Origin of the sequence: Nonomuraea soli (genome assembly GCF_013761175.1) — a bacterium.
In the GTDB taxonomy this organism is placed as follows: Bacteria; Actinomycetota; Actinomycetes; order Streptosporangiales; family Streptosporangiaceae; genus Nonomuraea; species Nonomuraea soli.
This window is the reverse complement of the sequence record NZ_JACDUR010000001.1, coordinates 1,391,481-1,408,535: the sequence shown is the minus strand read 5'-3', so window position 1 is coordinate 1,408,535 and position 17,055 is coordinate 1,391,481. Positions and strand designations below refer to the sequence as shown.

Genomic DNA, 17,055 nt, shown 5'->3' with positions numbered 1-17,055 from the left:
TCAGCTCACCGCCGCGTCTTCCTCCCGCAGCACCTCGCCGACGACGTCGCCGTCCACGGTCTCGCGTTCCAGGAGGAGTCCGGCGAGCCGGTCGAGCGCGAGGCGATGCCGCTCCAGCAGATGCACGGCTCGCTGCTCGGCCTCCCTCAGCATCCGCGCCACCTCCTGATCGATCAGGCACTGGGTCTTGTCCGAATACGGCTTGCGTGCCGCTTCCCGGCCGTCCTCGCCCAGGAACTGGGGACTCTGAGTGGAGTAGCCGACCGGGCCGAGCAGGGGCGAGAGGCCGAAGTCGCGCACCATGCGGGTGGCGATCGATGTCGCGCCCATCAGATCGTTCGCTGCGCCCGTCGAGCCCTCACCGAAGACCACCAGCTCGGCGGCGCGTCCGCCGAGCCGTACGGCCAGCAGGTCGCCCAGGTAACTCTCGCTGTACAGGTGCCGCTCGGCCTCCGGGAGTTGCTCGGTGGCCCCGAGGGTCAGCCCGGCGGGCAGGATCGTCACCTTGGCCACCGGGTCCGCGTGTCCGCAGAGGGCGGCGACCAGCGCGTGCCCGGATTCGTGGACGGCCACCGCCAGCCGTTCCTGAGGCAACAGCGCGTTGGAACTCTCCCGGCGGCCGAGCAGGACCCGGTCGCGGGCCAGGTCCAGATCGTCGACGCCGATCGTGGTACGTCCGTCGCGCACCGCGTGGATGGCCGCCTCGTTGAGCAGGTTGGCCAGGTCGGCGCCGGAGAAGCCGGGTGTGCCCCGGGAGGTCATGCAGAGGTCGACATCGGCGGCCAGATGCTTGCCCGCCGCGTGCACGGCCAGGATCGCTGCCCGTTCGGCCTGGTTCGGCAGGGGGACGGTGACCTGCCGGTCGAACCGGCCGGGCCGCAAGAGAGCGGGGTCGAGCGTCTCGGGCCGGTTGGTGGCCGCGAGCACCACGATGCCGCTGGACTGGTCGAAGCCGTCCATTTCCGCCAGCAGTTGGTTGAGGGTCTGCTCGCGCTCGTCGTTGGCGCCGGTGACGGCGATGCCGCGACGCCCGCCGATGGCGTCGATCTCGTCGATGAAGACGATCGCGGGAGCACGCTTTCTCGCGTCCTCGAACAGGTCACGTACGCGCGAGGCGCCCACGCCGACGAACATCTCGACGAACGCCGAACCTGTCACGGACAGGAACGGGACGCGGGCCTCACCGGCTACCGCCCGGGCAATCAGCGTCTTGCCTGTGCCGGGCGGACCCACCATGATCACGCCGCGGGGAGGTTCGGCCCCAGCTGCCGAGTAGCGCTCCGGGGCGCGCAGGAAGTCGACCATCTCGAAGATCTCCTGTTTGACGCCCTCGTAGCCGGCGACGTCGGCGAATCTTGTGGCCGGTCGTTCTGCTTCGATCACCTTCGCCTTGGCACGGCCGAAGCCGCCCAGCCCACCCGCCAGCGATTTCTGAGCCCTGCGCCCGAGCAGCCAGAAAACGCCGACGACCAGGAGGAGCGGAAGGAACGCGGGCAGGACGTCCAGGAAGGATCCCGTGGCTCTGGTGGCGCTGATGTCCACGTTGTGGCTCCGCAGCAGTGATTCGGGAAGGCTGGAGTCAAGCGCGGTGGGAAGCTGCGACGAGAACTGTTCGCCGTCCTTCCAGGTTCCGGTGACGCCTCCGAGATCGTCGACGGTCACGGCCGAAACCCGGTCCGCCTCCACGGCGGCGACGAACTCGGTGTAGGAGACGGCCTGGATTCTCACGTCGTCCACCAGCAACAGGGGCGCCAGCGACCAGGCCAGGACGGCGACGATCGCGATCGGTATCAGCCAGCGATCCCAGCCTTGCCGTCGCGGCTGGGAGCCGGGCGGCAGGCGAAACCGTCTGATGGTCATGGCGCCAGTCTCGGAACGCCTCGGTGCGCCGGCCAGGGCCGAAGGACCCGTCCGTCCCAGAAGAAGGTAGACCGCGTCACGGCGTCTGGCCGGCCTCGACCGGGGCAGGCCGTGAGAGCCTCAGGCGTGCAGGCGGAGCCTCCGGTTCACCACGTCTCCGGAGACCTCCGTCAGAGTCCGTCCGGAGGCGAACGCATGGGCCCGCAGACGAGCCAGGGCCTCTGTCACCGGAATGCCCAGCTGCACGCTGACCATGCCTCCGGCCTGGTAGACGAGGGCCGACCAGGTGACCTCACGCAGGCCGGCACGAGCCTTCCGTGCTGCTTCAGGGGCCGCCACGACCAGGGCGACCTCGGCGAACAACAGCGCGTCCTCGGTCTCCGGCTCCGACAGCGCACCCGGGCGGGTCCTGTTGATCTCCAGCACGCCCGTCAGCGTCCCGCCTTGCCCGATCGGGAAGGCGAACAACGACCGGATGCCGAGTTCCGCGGCCCGCTCCACAAAGCCCGGCCACCGGGCATGCGCATCACCAGCGCACAGGTCCGGCACCAGGACAGGCCGTCTCTCGCGCAGAACCGTCGGCCCTGGTGCGTCGCCGATCACCGCCTCCAGATCCGCGAGAAGGTGAGTCGCACGATCGTTGGCATAGCGCAGCTCGAAGAGCCCGAAGCTGCCGGCCATGGACACTCCGACTCCGGAGTCGGAGATGGACTCCGCGCAGGTCAGAGCGACGTGACGCAAAGAGAGCGGAGTACCCTCCGCCAGCGCGCGATCGATGACGGCACGGCGCAGCCGCGCTCTGCGGTCAAGGGGCATGGGCATGGCTCCTGTCTGGGCCCGATGCTATCCACACGTGCGATCAGCGGATAGCGATGCCATGACCTGACTCGTGCTTGGATTGGCCCCGAGGAACATCGGACTGCGGAGCCGGGATGAGCATGGAGCGGGTGTGGGCGTCGGTCCACAGGGCCGCGCGAGACGATCGTGCGCGGGTCTCCATGCGCCATGTCTTCCACGCCTGCCTGACGACGATCAAGGTGGACGGCGCCGGCGTGATGCTCGTCAGCACCACGGGAAACAAGGAACCGCTGTTCTCTTCCGACGCCAGCAGCCGGCGTCTGGAGGAACTGCAGTACGCACTGGGTGAAGGCCCAGGACACGATGCACTCAGGAAGGGCGGTCCCGTCCTGGTCCCCGACCTGACGAGCGTCACTGCCGCGGGTCGCTGGCCGGGCTACACCTCCGCCGCCCTCGAGAACGGCGTGCGAGCGGTCTTCGCCCTTCCCCTGGGCCCGGACCGCGCCCGTATCGGAGCGCTGGACGTCTATCGCAAGAAGGCCGGCGCACTCTCGGACAGGGAGTTCGACAACGCGCTGGCGTGCGCGGACGCGGCACTCGCGGTCGCCCTGGCGAGCCTCGAGTCGGACGAGTTCGAGCGCGGATTCACCCACAACCGCGCGGAAGTCCATCAGGCGGCAGGCATGGTCTCCGTGCAGCTGGGCATCGGGGTCGACGAGGCGCTGACACGGTTGCGCGCCCACGCCTACGCCGCGGACAGGCCGCTTCTCCAGGTGGCGCGCGACGTACTCGCCCGCACCCTGCGGCTGGGCCCGGCCGACGGCAGGGACGATCTCCAGCGAGAGGAGGGGCGATGACCCAGCACGAGCGAGCTGCCCAGATCTTCGTGGAGCTGGCCGACCGGCTGGTGATCGAATTCGACGTCCTGGACCTGCTGCACACCGTGGCCCAACGGTGCGTCGATCTCCTGCACGTCTCCGCCGCCGGGCTGGTGCTCGCCGGTCACGACGGCGTCCGGGGGCTGGTGGCGACCTCCAGCGAGCAGCCCGAGTTGCTCGATCTGCTCCAGCTCCAGGCCGAGCAGGGCCCAGGCGCGGAGTGCCTGAGCCGCGGCGAGCCGATCCTCTGCGGCGACCTGGGCCGTCAGCGTGAGTCCTGGCCTGACTTCGCCCCGGCCGCGCTCGACGCCGGTTACGCGGCCGCGCATGCCGTACCCATGCGTCTGAACGGCCACACCATCGGGACGATGAACCTGCTGAGCGAGCGGGCGACCGGGCTGGTCTCGAGCAACGCGACCCTCGCCCAAGCCCTCGCCGACGTGGCGACGGTCGGCGTCATGCAACAACGCGCGGCCGGCAATCGTCAGCTTCTCGCTGACCAGCTCCAGGCGACGCTGAACGCGAGGATCGCGGTCGAGCAGGCCAAGGGAGTCCTGGCGGAGCTTCTTGATCTACCGGTGACGGACGCGTTCTCGCTCCTGCACGAACGCGCGAAGTCGAGTGGCGAGTCGCTCCAGAGCCTGGCCGCCCGGGTCGTCGACAGCCGCGGACAGGCCTGGCGCTCTTCTCCTTGAAGCACACCGCGTCAGATGTCGTCCATGCGATGAGTGAAGCGTAGGCGCCGCTCCAGCACATCCCTCGCGACGTCGGCCGGTGACCGCCCGCGACGGTAGGCGAAGGCGCGCAGGCGGGCCATGGCCTCTCCTACGTTGACATCAAGCTGAACCGAGATCACGCCTGCGGCCTGGAGAACCTCGGCATGGCGGTCTGACAGACCCCCGTCTCCCGCAACGATCGCCAACGCGGCCTCGGCACAGGTGGAGGCATCGGCGCAGGCTCGCTCCGCCATGGGTCCAGGCTGTTCCCGATAGAGGTCAAGCACTCCGAGGATCGTCGTCCCCGACCGGATGGGCAGACCGAACGCTGCTCGGCGACCGAGGCGTAGGGCCTCGGCGGTGAACCGCGGCCATCGTTCACGGACCCACGTCGAGGCGAGGTCTGGCGCGAGCACCGGACCACCGCTGTCGAGAGCGTCCACGGCAGGCCCTTCGCCAAGCGCGGCCTGCAGCTCCCCCAAGCGGTCGCTGCTCTCGTCCGAGGCGCATACGGGCACCGTGGTGCCCCCGCGACCGACCAGGGTCAGGCCACCGCCGTCGGCTCCGGCCAGCTCCACGCAGTCGGCCAGGGCGCGACGCAGCGACAAGGTCGCGGATCCAGCCCCGGCAACGCGGGTGATCCGCGCCCAATCCTCATCCTCGGCGTTCCCGCCCGCTCGCCTCTCCTTCACTTGAGGTACGGCTGGCGCACGTACTTGCCCAGCCCGAGCGTCTCGCCGGCGTTGGCCAGAGCCAGGCCGACCAGGACGATGGCGTAGACGATGTGGTCGTCCATGAACGGGTTGTTGGCCAGCGGCAGCTCGGCCGCCCACATGAGCACGAGCAGCAGGCCACCGGCCGCGGCCGCCACCCGGGTGCCGACACCCAGAATCAGCGCCGCACCGATACCGAGCAGACCGGCCATGAACAGCCAGTCCACCCAGACCTGCCCGGCCAGACCCGAGAAGAAGCCGCCCAGGGCGTTCTCGCCGGTGCCCTTCAGGAACCCGGTCGTCGGGCTGCCGCCGTTGATCCAGGCGCGCTCGGCCGGAGTGGCGAAACCCCAGCCGAAGGTCTTGTCGAGGAACGCCCACAGGAAGATCCAGCCGAGGCTGATCCGGGCGGCGGCCCAGACGTAGTCGACGGGACGGGTGGTGTTCTCGCTCGGGTCGGCGTCCATGACGGGCTTGTGGTGGATCGTAGTCATGATGTTCTCCTCTCTCGCCTCCCAGCACACCGCTTCCGGCGTCGTACGGTCAGAGACCTTGGTCCCTGGCTTCGCGGACCTCTGGCCGCGGTTGTCGAGGGCCGCCGGCGCCGCGAGGCCTCCCCGCCCGGTGAACCATGAACATCGCCGCCGGGACCAGCCACACCACGAACGCCGGGTAGAGCGAGGCCGCCAACCACCCGTCCGGCGCCAGCGGCCCGCCGCGCACCGCGAAGCTCCCGGCCAGCAGCGCGTGCGCCGCCGCGGCCACCACGGCCAGCGAGTCCAGCCAGCGGGGGAAGGCTCCGTGAGGCCAGGACACCAGGGCCGTGGCCAGGAGCATCACCGCCATCGGCAGGTTGGCCAGGATGAACAGCGCGTTCGCCACACCGAGCAGCGCGGGTGACACCTGACCGCCCGGCGTGCCGGCCATGCCGATCTGGAAGGCCTGCGCGACCAGGTTGACGGTGATCTGGACCATCGCCGCTCCGAAGACCACCGCCGACAGCCGTCCGGCGTCACCTTCCGCTCGCACCAGGAAACTCCGCAGGGAGCCTGCGAACCACAACAGGGCCCCGGCCCCGAGGACGAAGAGAAAACTCTGGGTGAGCTGTGCCGGCCCGTTTCTCGTGAAGAACTCGGCGATCTCCCCGGGAGGCGCCGACGGGCTGAGTCCTCCCCGTTCGAACACCATGGCCGTCGCGCCCGCCCCGACCGCCACCAGCCCGGACGCGGCTCCCCATCGTTCCCTGGAGCGACCGCCCACGGTTGCCTTCATGTGAACCTCCTGAAGAGTTGCCGGTGGTCGGGCTAGATCTCGCGCCTCGATGCCAGCCGCACGGCGGCGATCAGGGCGAACACGGTGAGCGCGGCCGTGAGAAGCAGCGCCGGAAGCAATCCGGCAGCCGGTTCGCCACGGACCAGCGCCTCCGTCGCAGTGGCCAGCGTGACCGGCAGCCAGGCCGTACCCGTGAGCCCGCCCACGACGGCCAGGCCCAGCAGAAGGGCCAGCGCGCAGCCCGCGGCGGCGGCGACGCCGCGGACCAGGGCGGCCATCAGCGCGACGACGGCCACGGCGAAGGCGAGGAAGATCACCCCGCACCCGAGGCCCAGCAGCACGGCCCCGGCGGGCAGCTCGCCGAGCAGGACGGCGGTTTCGTACCAGGCGGCCAGCGTGCCCAGCGCCAGTCCCGCCGCGGCGGCGCCGGTGGTGACGAGATAGGCGGGCAGGATGACGGACGCCACTCCACGGACCCTGGTCCGCAGGAAGACGGCCATCTCACGGCGGGCGTCGAAGGCCAGCGCGGATGCGGCCACCAAAACGACGACCAGCAGCCCGATCTGGGCGGCGTTGCCGGCGAACTGGGCGACGCCGTCGGCGGGCACCGGCGGCGGGAAGGTAACCTGAGCCCCCTCCGTGCCTCGTAGGCGATGTTCATGTCATCCGCCCGGCCATCTCAACGAGCCGGTTGGCGTACCCCCACTCGTTGTCGTACCAGCCGAACACCTTCACCAGAGCGCCGTCGGCCTGGGTCAGGGCGGAGTCGAAGACGCAGGAGGCGGGGTCGCCGACGATGTCACGCGAGACCAGCGGCGCCTTGCTGAAGCGCAGGATGCCGTCCAGGCTGCTCTCGGCGGCCACCTCGAAGGCCTCGTTGACCTCCTCGGCGGTCACCTCACGTGACAGAACCGCGGTCAGGTCGGTGATCGAGCCGTCTTCCACCGGCACCCGGATCGCCACCCCGTCCAGCCGCCCGGCCAGCTCCGGCAGGACCTGGCCGACCATGCGCGCCGCTCCCGTCGTCGTCGGCACGATGTTGACCGCCGCGCTCCTGGCCCGCCGCAGATCCTTGTGCGGGGCGTCCAGCAGGTTCTGGTCACCGGTGTAGGCGTGGATCGTCGTCATGAAGCCCTTGACCAGCCCGAAGTTCTCGTGCATCACCTTGATCATCGGGGCGACGCAGTTGGTGGTGCAGGAGGCCAGTGAGACGATCTCATGACGGATCGGGTCGAAGGCGGCGTCGTTCACGCCGGGCACGATGGTCGCGTCCACGCTCTTGCCCGGAGCCGAGATGAGCACCCTGCGGGCCCCCGCTTTCAGGTGCCGCGCCGCGTCCTCGCGTGTGCGGAACCGGCCGGTGGCCTCGATGACGAGGTCGACGCCGTAGCCACGCCAGTCGATGCCCGCCGGATCACGCTCAGCGGTGACCGCGATCTCCCGGCCGGCGACCGTGATGGCAGGCCCGCTCACCGAGACGGGCAGCGGGAGGGTCCCGTAGGTGGAGTCGTGTTTGAGCAGATGCGCCAGCGTCTCGGTGTCGGTGATGTCATTGATCGCGACGATCTCGAGGTCGGTGACGAGGGCGCGACGCAGGACGGCCCGGCCGATCCTGCCGAATCCGTTGATTCCGATTCTCATGACCTCAGGCTCCGCCGCGATCCGTCTTCGGGTTAGGGCCGACCGGCCTGCCACTCGGGGACTTCCGGCCCCTGTACGGCCGGTCGGCGCGACGTGCGATGGAGGGATGAGAATCAGCGTCCTGGGCGCCGGGTCGTGGGGTACCACGGTCGCGGCCCTCGTCTCCCGACGGCATGAGGCCGTGGTGTGGGCTCGTGAGCCGGCCCTGGCGCAGGAGATCAGCCATCGGCATCACAATCCCGTCTACCTGCCGGGCTTCTCCCTCCCTGAACGGTTGAGGGCGACCGGGGACGCGGGGCTGGCAGCCGCCAGGGCTCAGGTGCTGATCGTCGGCGTGCCGTCGCACGCCTTCCGTGAAGTGCTCGAATCGGTGCGCGGCCGGGTCGAACCGTGGATTCCGATCGTCAGCCTGGCCAAGGGCCTCGAACACGGCTCGTTGCTGCGCATGACCGAGGTGATCGGTCAGGTCCTGCCCGGCCATCCCGTCGCCGCGCTCACCGGGCCGAACCTCGCCAAGGAGATCCTCGCGGGCCAGGCCGCCGCGACCGTCGTCGCAACCCCCGATCAAGTGGTGGCCAAGCTCCTGCAGGAGATCTTTCAACACGGCCTGCTGCGCGTCTACACCAACGACGACGTCATCGGCTGCGAGCTGGGCGGAGCGCTGAAGAACGTGATCGCCATCGCCGCCGGCATGGCTCAGGGCCTGGGAGTGGGTGACAACACGCGAGCCGCCGTCATCACCAGGGGCCTGGCCGAGCTGACCCAGCTGGGCGTCGCCATGGGCGGCCGGGCGGCCACCTTCGCCGGGCTGACCGGCCTGGGCGACCTCATGGCGACCTGTGTCAGCCCGCAGAGCCGTAACCGGCACGTGGGCGAGCAACTCGGGCGCGGGCGGGAGCTCGACGACGTCCTGGCCGGCATGGTGCAGGTGGCCGAGGGCGTGCGCGCGGCTCCCGCCGCGGTGGAGCTGGGCGATCGGTACGGCCTGCCGATGCCGATCTGCCGCACGATCAGCCAGGTGCTGTCGGGAGAGATCACCGTCCACGACGCCTACCGGGGACTGCGCCACACGCCGGCCGGGCATGAGGCGGGGCCGTGGTGAGCACTCCGGACGTGGACCGCCGCACCGCGAAGTGACCAACGGCGGGACCAACGGCCCTGCGTGCCGCCTGCCCGGACGTCTGGAATGGAGGCGAAGGAGGAACCATGCGCACGAAGGTGAAGGACGTCATGACCGCCGAGGTCGTGTCGGTTCACGGCAGCACGCCGTTCAAGGACATCGCCGAGATGATCATCGCTCACGGCGTCAGCTCGGTCCCCGTGGTCGACGGGGACGGCCGGGTCGTCGGCATCGTCTCCGAGGCCGACCTGCTCTACAAGGAGGAGTTCCGCGAGCTGTACTACCGCGAGGGCTACCAGCCGCCGCTCCGGGTGCGGCGCCGTCACCGCGACGCACCGCACCGGGCGCTCGGCGACCGGGCCAGCCAGATCATGACCGCTCCAGCCATCACGATCAGGCCCGAGCTCTCGACCGTCGCCGCGGCGCGGCTGATGGACGAGCGCGGCGTCAAGCGGCTCGTGGTCACCGATGCCGAGGATCACCTCGTCGGCGTCGTGAGCCGCCGTGACCTGCTCAAGGTCTTCCTGCGGCCGGATGCCGAGCTGGTCGCCGAGATCCGCGACGAGGTCCTGGGGCGGGGACTCTTCGTGGACATCAGCCGGGTCAGGGTCAGCGCGCACCACGGCGAGATCTTCCTCGGCGGGCGGATGCGCCACCGCAGCGAGACCGAGAGCGCCGCCGCCATGAGCGCACGCGTCAACGGAGTGGTGGACGTGATCAACGAGCTGACCTGGGACGAGGACGACACGCCCAAGTGGGGCGGCCAGTAACCAGGCACAGGAGGAGCCATGAGAATCCAGGTCAAGGACGTGATGACCACCACCGTGGCCGCCGTCAACAAGAAGGCCCCCTTCCACGTGGTCGCGCAGGTCCTCATCGACCGCTCGGTGAGCGGCCTTCCGGTGATCGACTCCGACGACCACGTCGTGGGCGTCGTGTCGGAGGCCGACCTGCTCTGCAAGGCGGAGTTCAAGGAGCGCTTCTACGGTGACGACTACCGGCCACCGCTGCGGGCGCGCGTGCGTCACATGGCCGGCAGCGAGCACGACATCTACCGCAAGTCCGTCGGCCACACGGCCGGCGAGCTCATGTCCGCGCCCGCCGTCGTCGCCACGCCGAACGACTCCGTGGTGCGCGCCGCCCGGCTCATGGACCGGCACGGCGTCAAGCGTCTGCCCGTCGTCGACGCCGAGGGCAGGCTCGTCGGCATCGTCAGCCGTCACGACCTGCTCAAGGTGTTCACCCGCTCTGACGAGGCCATCAGGAACGATGTCGTCAACGGCCTGCCGCCTCTGGCGGTCTCCAGCATCGAGGTCACGGTCAAGGACGGCGTCGTCGGGCTGACGGGCCAGGTCGACAAGAACAGCCAGGCGATCGCCGCGGCCAGGCACGCCGAGAACGTCGACGGCGTCGTCGGCCTGCGCGACGAGCTCACGTGGAAGCTTGACGACATCGCCGCCAACCTGCCCTACTTCGGCGGAACCTGACATGGACGTCGTCCTTGCGTCACTGGAGCCGCTCATCAGGGCTCTGCGTGAGGGCGGGCACACCGTCGTGGGTCCCACGGTCCGCGACGGTGTGATCCGCTTCGCCGAGCTGTCGTCGGCCGCCGACCTGCCTGCCGGATGGCGCGACGAACAGGAGCCGGGCAGATATCGGCTCCACGCGTCGTCCGGGCCGGCGGAGGTCTTCGGCTTCGCGGCGAGCCCCGACTCCGTCAAGCGGTACACGCATCCGCCTCGTTCCTCGCTGTTCCGCTGGATCGAGGACACCGCCGTGGAAACCCCCGTGGAGGCGCCGCGCCTGGCGTTGCTCGGTGTTCGCGCCTGCGACCTGGCGGCGATCGCCGTCCAGGACCGGGTCTTCCTGGGCGGGCGGCATCCGGACGAGGCCTACCGGGCCCGCAGGGAGGCGCTGTTCCTCATCGCCGTCACCTGCTCCACGCCCGGCGGCACGTGCTTCTGCGCCTCCATGGGCTCGGGACCGCGCGCCACGACAGGCTTCGACGTGGCCCTCACCGAGTTGGCGGACGGCTTCCTCGCCGAACCCGGCACCGCCAGAGGCCGGGACCTGCTCGCCGCCCTCCCCCACCGCCCCGCCACCGAAGACGACCGCGAGGCCGCCGAGCGGATCGAGAGTACGGCCGCCGCCCGCATGGGCCGCCGCGTCGACCTTGACGGGATCAGGGAGCGCCTGGTGGAGCAGCGCGAGTCGCCGCTGTGGGACGAGATCGCCTCCCGCTGCCTGATGTGCGCGAGCTGCACCATGGTCTGCCCGACCTGCTTCTGCGTCACCACCGAGGACGCCGACGACGAACGCTTCGAACGATGGGACTCCTGCTTCACGCTCGGCTTCACCGAGCTCGGAGGCGAGCCGGTCCGCTCCTCGGGGGGTGCCCGATACCGGCAGTGGCTCACCCACAAGTTCTCGACCTGGGTCGACCAGTTCGGCACCTACGGCTGCGTCGGCTGCGGCCGTTGCGTCACCTGGTGCCCGGCCGGCATCGACCTCACCGAGGAGCTAAGAGCCGTGACCGAGGAGGCAGGAACCCGCGACGTTACCACGCAGGGCACGGAAGCGAGTGCGACCGTCAGCACAGCGCTGGAGCGCCTGCGATGATCCCCGTCCCCTACCGTGTGCGCTCGCGCAGGCCCGACCGGGCCGACACCGTCACGCTCACCCTCGACCCGGTCGAGGGTGCCGCGCCGCCGTTCCTGCCCGGCCAGTTCACCATGCTGTACGCGCCGGGCGTGGGCGAGATCCCCATCTCCATCAGCGGGCACGCCCGGGCGGGCGGCTACGTGCAGACCGTCAGGGCGGTGGGCGCCGTCAGCCGGGCGCTGTGCCGTACCCGCCGGGGGGAGATCATCGGCGTGCGCGGCCCGTTCGGCACGCACTGGGACCTCGGCCTGGCGCACGGGCTGGACGTGGTGGTAGCGGCCGGAGGGCTCGGCCTGGCGCCGCTGCGGCCGGTCGTCCGGCACCTGGCCGCGCACGGTTCGCGCTTCGGCCGCATCACCCTGCTCGTCGGCTCCCGCACCCCGTCGACCGTGATCTACCCGCGCGAGCTCGCCCGCTGGGCGCGCGACTTCGACGTGCTGGTCACGGTGGACCATCCCGACCGGGCCTGGCGAGGACCGACCGGGTTGATCACCAAGTTGGTGGGCCGCGCGGTGTTCGACCCGGCCCGCACCTACGCTTTCGTCTGCGGTCCGGAGATCATGATGCGCGCCACCGCGTCCCTGCTTGCCGACCGGGGTGTACGGCCCGGCCGGATCGCCCTGTCGCTGGAGCGCAACATGAAATGCGGTATCGGCCGATGCGGTCACTGCCAGCTCGGCCCCCTGTTCACCTGCGCCGACGGCCCGGTGGTCACCTACGACATGGCCGCGCCCCTGCTGGAGGTGAGGCAGCTGTGAAGAAGCTCGCCGTCTGGAAGTTCGCCTCGTGCGACGGCTGCCAGCTGACGCTGCTGGACTGCGAGGACGAGCTGCTCACCGTCGCCGCCAGGATCGAGATCGCCCACTTCGCCGAGGCCAGCAGCGTCTCGTCGCCGGGCCCCTACGACCTGTCCCTGGTGGAGGGTTCCATCTCCACGCCCGAGGACCGGGAACGGATCAGGCACGTCCGGAGGATCTCCAAGCATCTGGTGACGATCGGCGCGTGCGCCACCGCCGGTGGCATCCAGGCCCTGCGCGAGACCCCCGCGCTGCTGCCGGTCGTCTACGCCCGGCCCGGCTACATCGCCACCCTCGACCGCGCGACCCCGGTCTCCGCGCATGTGCCGGTCGACTTCGAGCTGCGCGGCTGCCCGATCGACAAACGGCAGCTCCTTGAGGTCATCGCGGCCTTCCTCGCCGGCAGGCGGCCGGTGATCCCCACGCACAGCGTCTGCGTCGAGTGCAAGGCGCGCGGCAATCCGTGCGTGCTCGTCGCCCACGGCACCCCCTGTCTCGGCCCGGTGACCCAGGCGGGCTGCGGCGCGTTGTGCCCGGCCTTCAACCGCGGCTGCTTCGGCTGCTTCGGCCCGATGGAGACACCCAACCCTGCCGCTCTCAAGATCACCGTGGAGTCACCGTGGTACACAGAACGATCAGAGTCGGCGGGCTGACCCGGGTGGAGGGTGAGGGCGCGCTCCTCGTGCGCGCCCGCGACGGCCGGGTCAACGACCTGCAACTGCGCATCTACGAACCGCCGCGCTTCTTCGAGGCGCTCCTGCGCGGGCGCGCCTTCACCGAACCGCCCGACATCACCGCTCGCATCTGCGGCATCTGCCCGGTCGCCTACCAGATGAGCGCCTGCCAGGCCCTGGAGTCGATCTGCGGAGTCACCGTCGATGGCCCGCTGCGCGACCTGCGGCTGCTGCTCTACTACGGCGAATGGATCGAGTCCCACGCCCTGCACATCTACCTGCTGCACGCGCCCGACTTCCTCGGCTATCCCAGCGGCATCGCCATGGCCCGCGACCACCGAGCCGTGGTCGAGCGCGGCCTGGCGCTCAAGAAGGCCGGCAACGACTTGGTCGCCGCCGTGGGCGGGCGCGCCATCCATCCGGTCAACGTACGGCTCGGCGGCTTCCATCGATTGCCGGACCTGCGCGGCCTGTCCGAACGGCTGGAGCACGCACTCACGCTGGCGCTGGAGACCGTCGACTGGGTGAGTGGCTTCGACTTCCCCGACGTCGAGCACGACTACCGTTTCCTGGCGCTCACCCATCCCGACGAGTACGCCATCCTCTCGGGCGACCTGCCGGGCTTTCCCGTCGACGAGTGGCCCCTGCACATCACCGAGGAGCAGGTGCCGCACTCCACCGCCCTGCACTCGCGGCTCGACGGCCGGCGCGGCTACCTGACCGGGCCGCTCGCCCGCTACAACCTCAACTTCGCCAAGCTCTCGCCCCGCGCCCGCGAGGCCGCCTCGGCGCTGGGCCCGGTCTGCCTCAACCCGTACAAGAGCATCGTCGTCAGGGCGATCGAAACCGTGCACGCCTGCGACGAGTCGCTGCGTATCCTCGACCGGTACAAACCGCCTGACGCGCCTACCGTACCCGTCGAACCACGGCCGGGCGTCGGGCACGGCGCCTCGGAAGCACCACGCGGCACGCTCCTGCACCGCTACCGGATCGACGACGACGGCCTGATCGCCGAAGCCGACATCGTGCCGCCCACGGCACAGAACCAGGCCCGTATCGAGGACGACCTGCGAGTGCTCGTCGAACCACGACTCGGCCTTCCCGTGCCCGAACTGACCGCGCTGTGCGAGAGAGCCATCCGCAACCACGACCCGTGCATCTCCTGCTCGGCGCACTTCCTTGAGCTATGTCTCGAACAGTGATCATCGGGATCGGCAACGACTACCGCGGCGACGACGGCGCGGGGCTGGAGGCCGCCCGCGCGCTGGGCGGGCTGGAGAACGGCGGCGATCCGGCCGAGCTCGTCGAGGCCTGGACCGGGGCCGACCTCGCCGTCGTGATCGACTGCGCCCACGCACACGACCCGCCGGGCACCATCCGCTGCCACGCGGGGCTCGGCCTGCCGCCCGCCGGGCACACCAGCACCCACGGGCTCAGCCTGGCCGACGCCCTGGACCTCGGTCGCGCGCTGGGACGGCTGCCGCGCCGCCTGGTCGTCGTCACCGTCGAGGGCGCAGGCTTCGAGCTGGGCGCGCCGCTGTCGCCCGCCGTACGGCAGGCGCTGCCCGAGCTGATCAGCAGATGCGCGGAAGTTGCTCGCCCACCAGCATGTCCACGATCCGGCGGGAGCCGACGAGGGTCCGCATGACCACCCGCCCGTGATGGGCGTCGCACGCTCGCCCGATCAGTTTGGCCCGCGCGCCTTCGGGCAGCCGTCGCATCGCCCGGAGCACCCGGCCCGCGGCTTCCTGCGCGACGAACGCCACCAGGCAGCCCTCGTTGGCCACGTGCAGCGGATCGAGCCCGAGCACCTCGCACGCCGCGGCGACCTGGGCCGGAACCGGCAACGACGACTCCTCCAGCTCGATGCCCACCGACGATGCGGTGGCGATCTCGTTGAGCGCGCTCGCCAGGCCGCCTCGTGTGGGATCGCGCAGGACGTGCACGTCCTGCGCACCGGCCGCGATCATCGTGGCGACCAGCCGGTGCAACGGCCGGGTGTCGGAGGCGATCTCGCTGTCGAAGCCCAGGCCCTCGCGCGTACTGAGGATGCTGACGCCGTGGAGGCCAATGGGCCCGGACAGCAGGACGAGGTCGCCCGGCTGGGCCTGGGAGGCGGAGACGCACGCGCCGGGCAGGCGCACGCCCACGCCGGTGGTGGTGAGGTAGAGCCCGTCGGCGGCGCCCCGGCCGACGACCTTGGTGTCGCCCGTCACGACCGGCACTCCGCACGCGCGGGCCGCTCGGGCCACCGAGGCGGTGACCAGGCGCAGTTCTTCCAGTGGCAGGCCCTCCTCCACGATGTAGGCGAGGCTGAGCGCCACTGGGCGGGCGCCCATCATGGCCACGTCGTTGACGGTGCCGTGGACCGCGAGCGATCCGATGTCGCCTCCGGCGAAGAAACGCGGGGTGACGACGAAGCTGTCGGTGCTCAGCACGATCTCCGGTCTGCCGGTCACAACAATCGCCGCGTCGTCGAGCGCGGGCGTGCCCAGACGCGGGGTGAGGTCGGCGAGCAGCTCCGCCATGAGCTGCCCTCCCGAGCCGTGGCCAAGCAGCACGCGCTCGTTCTCGGCCAGGGGCGCCGGGCAGGTCGCCGCGATCGGATCGGCGGACAGGGCGAGCGGCCTCGTCATGGGGTGCGTCGTCACGGCTGTGGTTCCCTTCCGGCGTTGAAGTAGGCGGCGCAGGTGCCCTCCGACGACACCATGGGGGCACCGAGCGGCCTGCGTGGGGTGCAGCGTGTGCCGTACGCCGCGCACTGGAGCGGGGTCCTGGTGCCGCGCAGGATCTCCCCGGCGATGCAGGCGGGATCCTCCACCGCCGTGACCCCCAGAGCTCCGAAGCGGACGGCGGCGTCGAAGGAGGCGAACGCGGGGGCCAGCACCAGGCCGCTGGCGGGGATCGGGCCGATACCGCGCCACGTCTGGTCGCTCACGCTGAACGCTCGCCGCATCGCCCCCTGCGCCGCGGGGTTGCCGGTGCGGCGCACCGCCCTGGCGTACTGGTTCTCCACCGCGAAGCGGCCCTCCTCCAGCTGGCGGACCGCCATGAGGATGCCTTCGAGCAGGTCGAGCGGCTCGAAGCCGGTGACCACGATGGGCACCCTGTACTTCTCGGCGAGAGGCTCGTACTCCGTCCATCCCATGACGGCGCACACGTGCCCGGCGGCCAGGAAGGCGTCCACGGTGGCCGACTCCATGATCGCGGCGATCGCCGGCGGCACCAGCACGTGGCTGACCAGCATGCTGAAGTTGGCCAGTCCCTCCTCGGCGGCCTTCAGCACGGCCATGGCGTTGGCCGGAGCCGTCGTCTCGAAGCCGACCGCGAAGAAGACCACCTCGCGCCCGGGATTGCGGCGTGCCAGCCGTACGGCGTCCAGCGGCGAGTACACCACGCGGACGTCGGCTCCGCGGGCCTTGGCCGACAGCAGATCGGTGACCGAGCCGGGCACCCGCAGCATGTCGCCGAACGAAGTGAAGATCACCTCTGGGCGCGCCGCGATGGCCAGGGCCCGGTCGATCACCTCCAGCGGGGTGACGCAGACCGGGCAGCCGGGTCCGTGCACCATACGGACGGGGACCAGTTCGTCGATGCCCTGCCGGACGATGGTGTGGGTCTGGCCTCCGCAGACCTCCATAATCGACCATTCGCGGGTGGCGGCGGCCCGGATCTCGGTGATCAGGCGGCGGGCGAGCACGGGGTCGCGGTACTCATCCAGATACCTCATCGAGCCCTCCCGGGATGCTGCGCAGGATCGCGAGCGTGCGCTCCGCCTCGGCCGCGTCCACGATCGAGATGGCGAAGCCGACGTGGACGATCACGTAGTCGCCGATCCGCGCCTCGGGCGTGAACTCCAGGCAGACATCGCGGCGCACCCCGTCGAAGTCGACCAGGCCGGGCCCCACGATCCGGCCTGGCACGC

The 17,055-nt window shown here is 70.6% G+C and carries 20 protein-coding genes; 10 read left to right on the top strand and 10 right to left on the bottom strand.

Going from position 1 to position 17,055, the window contains the following annotated elements:
* Positions 1 to 1,860: an ATP-dependent zinc metalloprotease FtsH gene (gene ftsH / locus HNR30_RS06710; RefSeq protein WP_181608739.1), complete on the bottom strand. Its 1,860-nt coding sequence runs from the start codon at positions 1,858 to 1,860 to the stop codon at positions 1 to 3.
* A gap of 120 nt (positions 1,861 to 1,980) precedes the next feature.
* Positions 1,981 to 2,541, bottom strand: a complete 561-nt coding sequence (locus HNR30_RS06705) for a GAF domain-containing protein (RefSeq protein WP_181608738.1) — start codon at positions 2,539 to 2,541, stop codon at positions 1,981 to 1,983.
* Positions 2,542 to 2,792: 251 nt separating this feature from the next.
* Here HNR30_RS06705 and HNR30_RS06700 point away from each other — a divergent pair, with 251 nt between their 5' ends.
* Positions 2,793 to 3,515: a GAF and ANTAR domain-containing protein gene (locus tag HNR30_RS06700; protein WP_181608737.1), complete on the top strand. Its 723-nt coding sequence runs from the start codon at positions 2,793 to 2,795 to the stop codon at positions 3,513 to 3,515.
* Positions 3,512 to 4,231 carry a GAF and ANTAR domain-containing protein gene (locus HNR30_RS06695; protein WP_181608736.1) on the top strand — a complete coding sequence of 240 codons (720 nt, stop codon included), beginning with the start codon at positions 3,512 to 3,514 and terminating at the stop codon, positions 4,229 to 4,231. The genes HNR30_RS06700 and HNR30_RS06695 overlap by 4 nt, the downstream gene beginning before the upstream one ends.
* A gap of 11 nt (positions 4,232 to 4,242) precedes the next feature.
* Here the strand turns inward: HNR30_RS06695 and HNR30_RS06690 are convergent, their stop codons facing one another.
* The 5 genes from HNR30_RS06690 to gap form a co-directional block, all read right to left on the bottom strand.
* On the bottom strand, positions 4,243 to 4,860 hold the full coding sequence (locus HNR30_RS06690; RefSeq protein ID WP_181608735.1) for a GAF and ANTAR domain-containing protein: 618 nt from the start codon (positions 4,858 to 4,860) through the stop codon (positions 4,243 to 4,245).
* Positions 4,861 to 4,940: 80 nt separating this feature from the next.
* Positions 4,941 to 5,459, bottom strand: a complete 519-nt coding sequence (locus HNR30_RS06685; protein WP_181608734.1) for a DoxX family protein — start codon at positions 5,457 to 5,459, stop codon at positions 4,941 to 4,943.
* Between the two features lie 49 nt (positions 5,460 to 5,508).
* Positions 5,509 to 6,237 (bottom strand): hypothetical protein, encoded by a 729-nt coding sequence (locus HNR30_RS06680; protein WP_181608733.1) that lies wholly within the window; start codon positions 6,235 to 6,237, stop codon positions 5,509 to 5,511.
* Positions 6,238 to 6,269: 32 nt separating this feature from the next.
* Entirely contained in the window at positions 6,270 to 6,845 is a 576-nt protein-coding gene (locus HNR30_RS06675; protein ID WP_181608732.1) for an ABC transporter, read from the bottom strand.
* A 49-nt stretch (positions 6,846 to 6,894) separates the two neighbouring features.
* Positions 6,895 to 7,878, bottom strand: a complete 984-nt coding sequence (gap, locus tag HNR30_RS06670; RefSeq protein ID WP_181608731.1) for a type I glyceraldehyde-3-phosphate dehydrogenase — start codon at positions 7,876 to 7,878, stop codon at positions 6,895 to 6,897.
* 106 nt (positions 7,879 to 7,984) lie between these two features.
* On the opposite strand from gap, the gene HNR30_RS06665 reads away from it, so the two are divergent.
* The 8 genes from HNR30_RS06665 (at position 7,985) to HNR30_RS06630 (ending at position 14,778) form a co-directional block, all read left to right on the top strand.
* Positions 7,985 to 8,980, top strand: coding sequence for an NAD(P)H-dependent glycerol-3-phosphate dehydrogenase (locus tag HNR30_RS06665; RefSeq protein ID WP_181608730.1), 996 nt, complete (start codon positions 7,985 to 7,987; stop codon positions 8,978 to 8,980).
* A gap of 104 nt (positions 8,981 to 9,084) precedes the next feature.
* Positions 9,085 to 9,768 carry a CBS domain-containing protein gene (locus HNR30_RS06660; protein WP_181608729.1) on the top strand — a complete coding sequence of 228 codons (684 nt, stop codon included), beginning with the start codon at positions 9,085 to 9,087 and terminating at the stop codon, positions 9,766 to 9,768.
* Between the two features lie 18 nt (positions 9,769 to 9,786).
* The gene (locus HNR30_RS06655; RefSeq protein WP_181608728.1) at positions 9,787 to 10,485 is read left to right on the top strand and encodes a CBS domain-containing protein; all 699 of its coding nucleotides are present in this window, start codon (positions 9,787 to 9,789) and stop codon (positions 10,483 to 10,485) included.
* 1 nt (position 10,486) lies between these two features.
* Positions 10,487 to 11,617 (top strand): 4Fe-4S dicluster domain-containing protein, encoded by a 1,131-nt coding sequence (locus tag HNR30_RS06650; RefSeq protein ID WP_181608727.1) that lies wholly within the window; start codon positions 10,487 to 10,489, stop codon positions 11,615 to 11,617.
* Positions 11,614 to 12,417: an FAD/NAD(P)-binding protein gene (locus HNR30_RS06645; RefSeq protein WP_181608726.1), complete on the top strand. Its 804-nt coding sequence runs from the start codon at positions 11,614 to 11,616 to the stop codon at positions 12,415 to 12,417. Before HNR30_RS06650 ends, HNR30_RS06645 begins: the two co-directional genes overlap by 4 nt.
* The gene (locus HNR30_RS06640) at positions 12,414 to 13,109 is read left to right on the top strand and encodes an NADH-quinone oxidoreductase subunit B family protein (protein WP_312894270.1); all 696 of its coding nucleotides are present in this window, start codon (positions 12,414 to 12,416) and stop codon (positions 13,107 to 13,109) included. Before HNR30_RS06645 ends, HNR30_RS06640 begins: the two co-directional genes overlap by 4 nt.
* Complete coding sequence (locus HNR30_RS06635; protein WP_181608724.1) at positions 13,076 to 14,332, top strand: Ni/Fe hydrogenase subunit alpha; 1,257 nt, start codon at positions 13,076 to 13,078, stop codon at positions 14,330 to 14,332. Before HNR30_RS06640 ends, HNR30_RS06635 begins: the two co-directional genes overlap by 34 nt.
* The gene (locus HNR30_RS06630) at positions 14,317 to 14,778 is read left to right on the top strand and encodes a hydrogenase maturation protease (protein ID WP_181608723.1); all 462 of its coding nucleotides are present in this window, start codon (positions 14,317 to 14,319) and stop codon (positions 14,776 to 14,778) included. The genes HNR30_RS06635 and HNR30_RS06630 overlap by 16 nt, the downstream gene beginning before the upstream one ends.
* Here HNR30_RS06630 and hypE read toward each other — a convergent pair.
* From hypE to HNR30_RS06615, 3 genes are read right to left on the bottom strand one after another with little or no spacing between them, the layout of a single operon-like run.
* Positions 14,705 to 15,781, bottom strand: coding sequence for a hydrogenase expression/formation protein HypE (gene hypE / locus HNR30_RS06625; RefSeq protein WP_312894269.1), 1,077 nt, complete (start codon positions 15,779 to 15,781; stop codon positions 14,705 to 14,707). The genes HNR30_RS06630 and hypE overlap by 74 nt on opposite strands.
* Positions 15,778 to 16,860 (bottom strand): hydrogenase formation protein HypD, encoded by a 1,083-nt coding sequence (gene hypD, locus HNR30_RS06620; protein ID WP_181608722.1) that lies wholly within the window; start codon positions 16,858 to 16,860, stop codon positions 15,778 to 15,780. Before hypD ends, hypE begins: the two co-directional genes overlap by 4 nt.
* On the bottom strand, positions 16,844 to 17,053 hold the full coding sequence (locus tag HNR30_RS06615; RefSeq protein WP_312894268.1) for a HypC/HybG/HupF family hydrogenase formation chaperone: 210 nt from the start codon (positions 17,051 to 17,053) through the stop codon (positions 16,844 to 16,846). The genes hypD and HNR30_RS06615 overlap by 17 nt, the downstream gene beginning before the upstream one ends.
* Positions 17,054 to 17,055 lie beyond the last annotated feature (2 nt).

Coding starts and splice junctions, on each gene's coding strand:
- ftsH (WP_181608739.1), bottom strand. CDS start 1,860: ATGACCATCAGACGGTTTCGCCTGCCGCCCGGCTCCCAGCCGCGACGG.
- HNR30_RS06705 (WP_181608738.1), bottom strand. CDS start 2,541: ATGGCCGGCAGCTTCGGGCTCTTCGAGCTGCGCTATGCCAACGATCGT.
- HNR30_RS06700 (WP_181608737.1), top strand. CDS start 2,793: ATGAGCATGGAGCGGGTGTGGGCGTCGGTCCACAGGGCCGCGCGAGAC.
- HNR30_RS06695 (WP_181608736.1), top strand. CDS start 3,512: ATGACCCAGCACGAGCGAGCTGCCCAGATCTTCGTGGAGCTGGCCGAC.
- HNR30_RS06685 (WP_181608734.1), bottom strand. CDS start 5,459: ATGACTACGATCCACCACAAGCCCGTCATGGACGCCGACCCGAGCGAG.
- HNR30_RS06680 (WP_181608733.1), bottom strand. CDS start 6,237: ATGAAGGCAACCGTGGGCGGTCGCTCCAGGGAACGATGGGGAGCCGCG.
- gap (WP_181608731.1), bottom strand. CDS start 7,878: ATGAGAATCGGAATCAACGGATTCGGCAGGATCGGCCGGGCCGTCCTG.
- HNR30_RS06665 (WP_181608730.1), top strand. CDS start 7,985: ATGAGAATCAGCGTCCTGGGCGCCGGGTCGTGGGGTACCACGGTCGCG.
- HNR30_RS06660 (WP_181608729.1), top strand. CDS start 9,085: ATGCGCACGAAGGTGAAGGACGTCATGACCGCCGAGGTCGTGTCGGTT.
- HNR30_RS06655 (WP_181608728.1), top strand. CDS start 9,787: ATGAGAATCCAGGTCAAGGACGTGATGACCACCACCGTGGCCGCCGTC.
- HNR30_RS06650 (WP_181608727.1), top strand. CDS start 10,487: ATGGACGTCGTCCTTGCGTCACTGGAGCCGCTCATCAGGGCTCTGCGT.
- HNR30_RS06645 (WP_181608726.1), top strand. CDS start 11,614: ATGATCCCCGTCCCCTACCGTGTGCGCTCGCGCAGGCCCGACCGGGCC.
- HNR30_RS06630 (WP_181608723.1), top strand. CDS start 14,317: ATGTCTCGAACAGTGATCATCGGGATCGGCAACGACTACCGCGGCGAC.
- hypD (WP_181608722.1), bottom strand. CDS start 16,860: ATGAGGTATCTGGATGAGTACCGCGACCCCGTGCTCGCCCGCCGCCTG.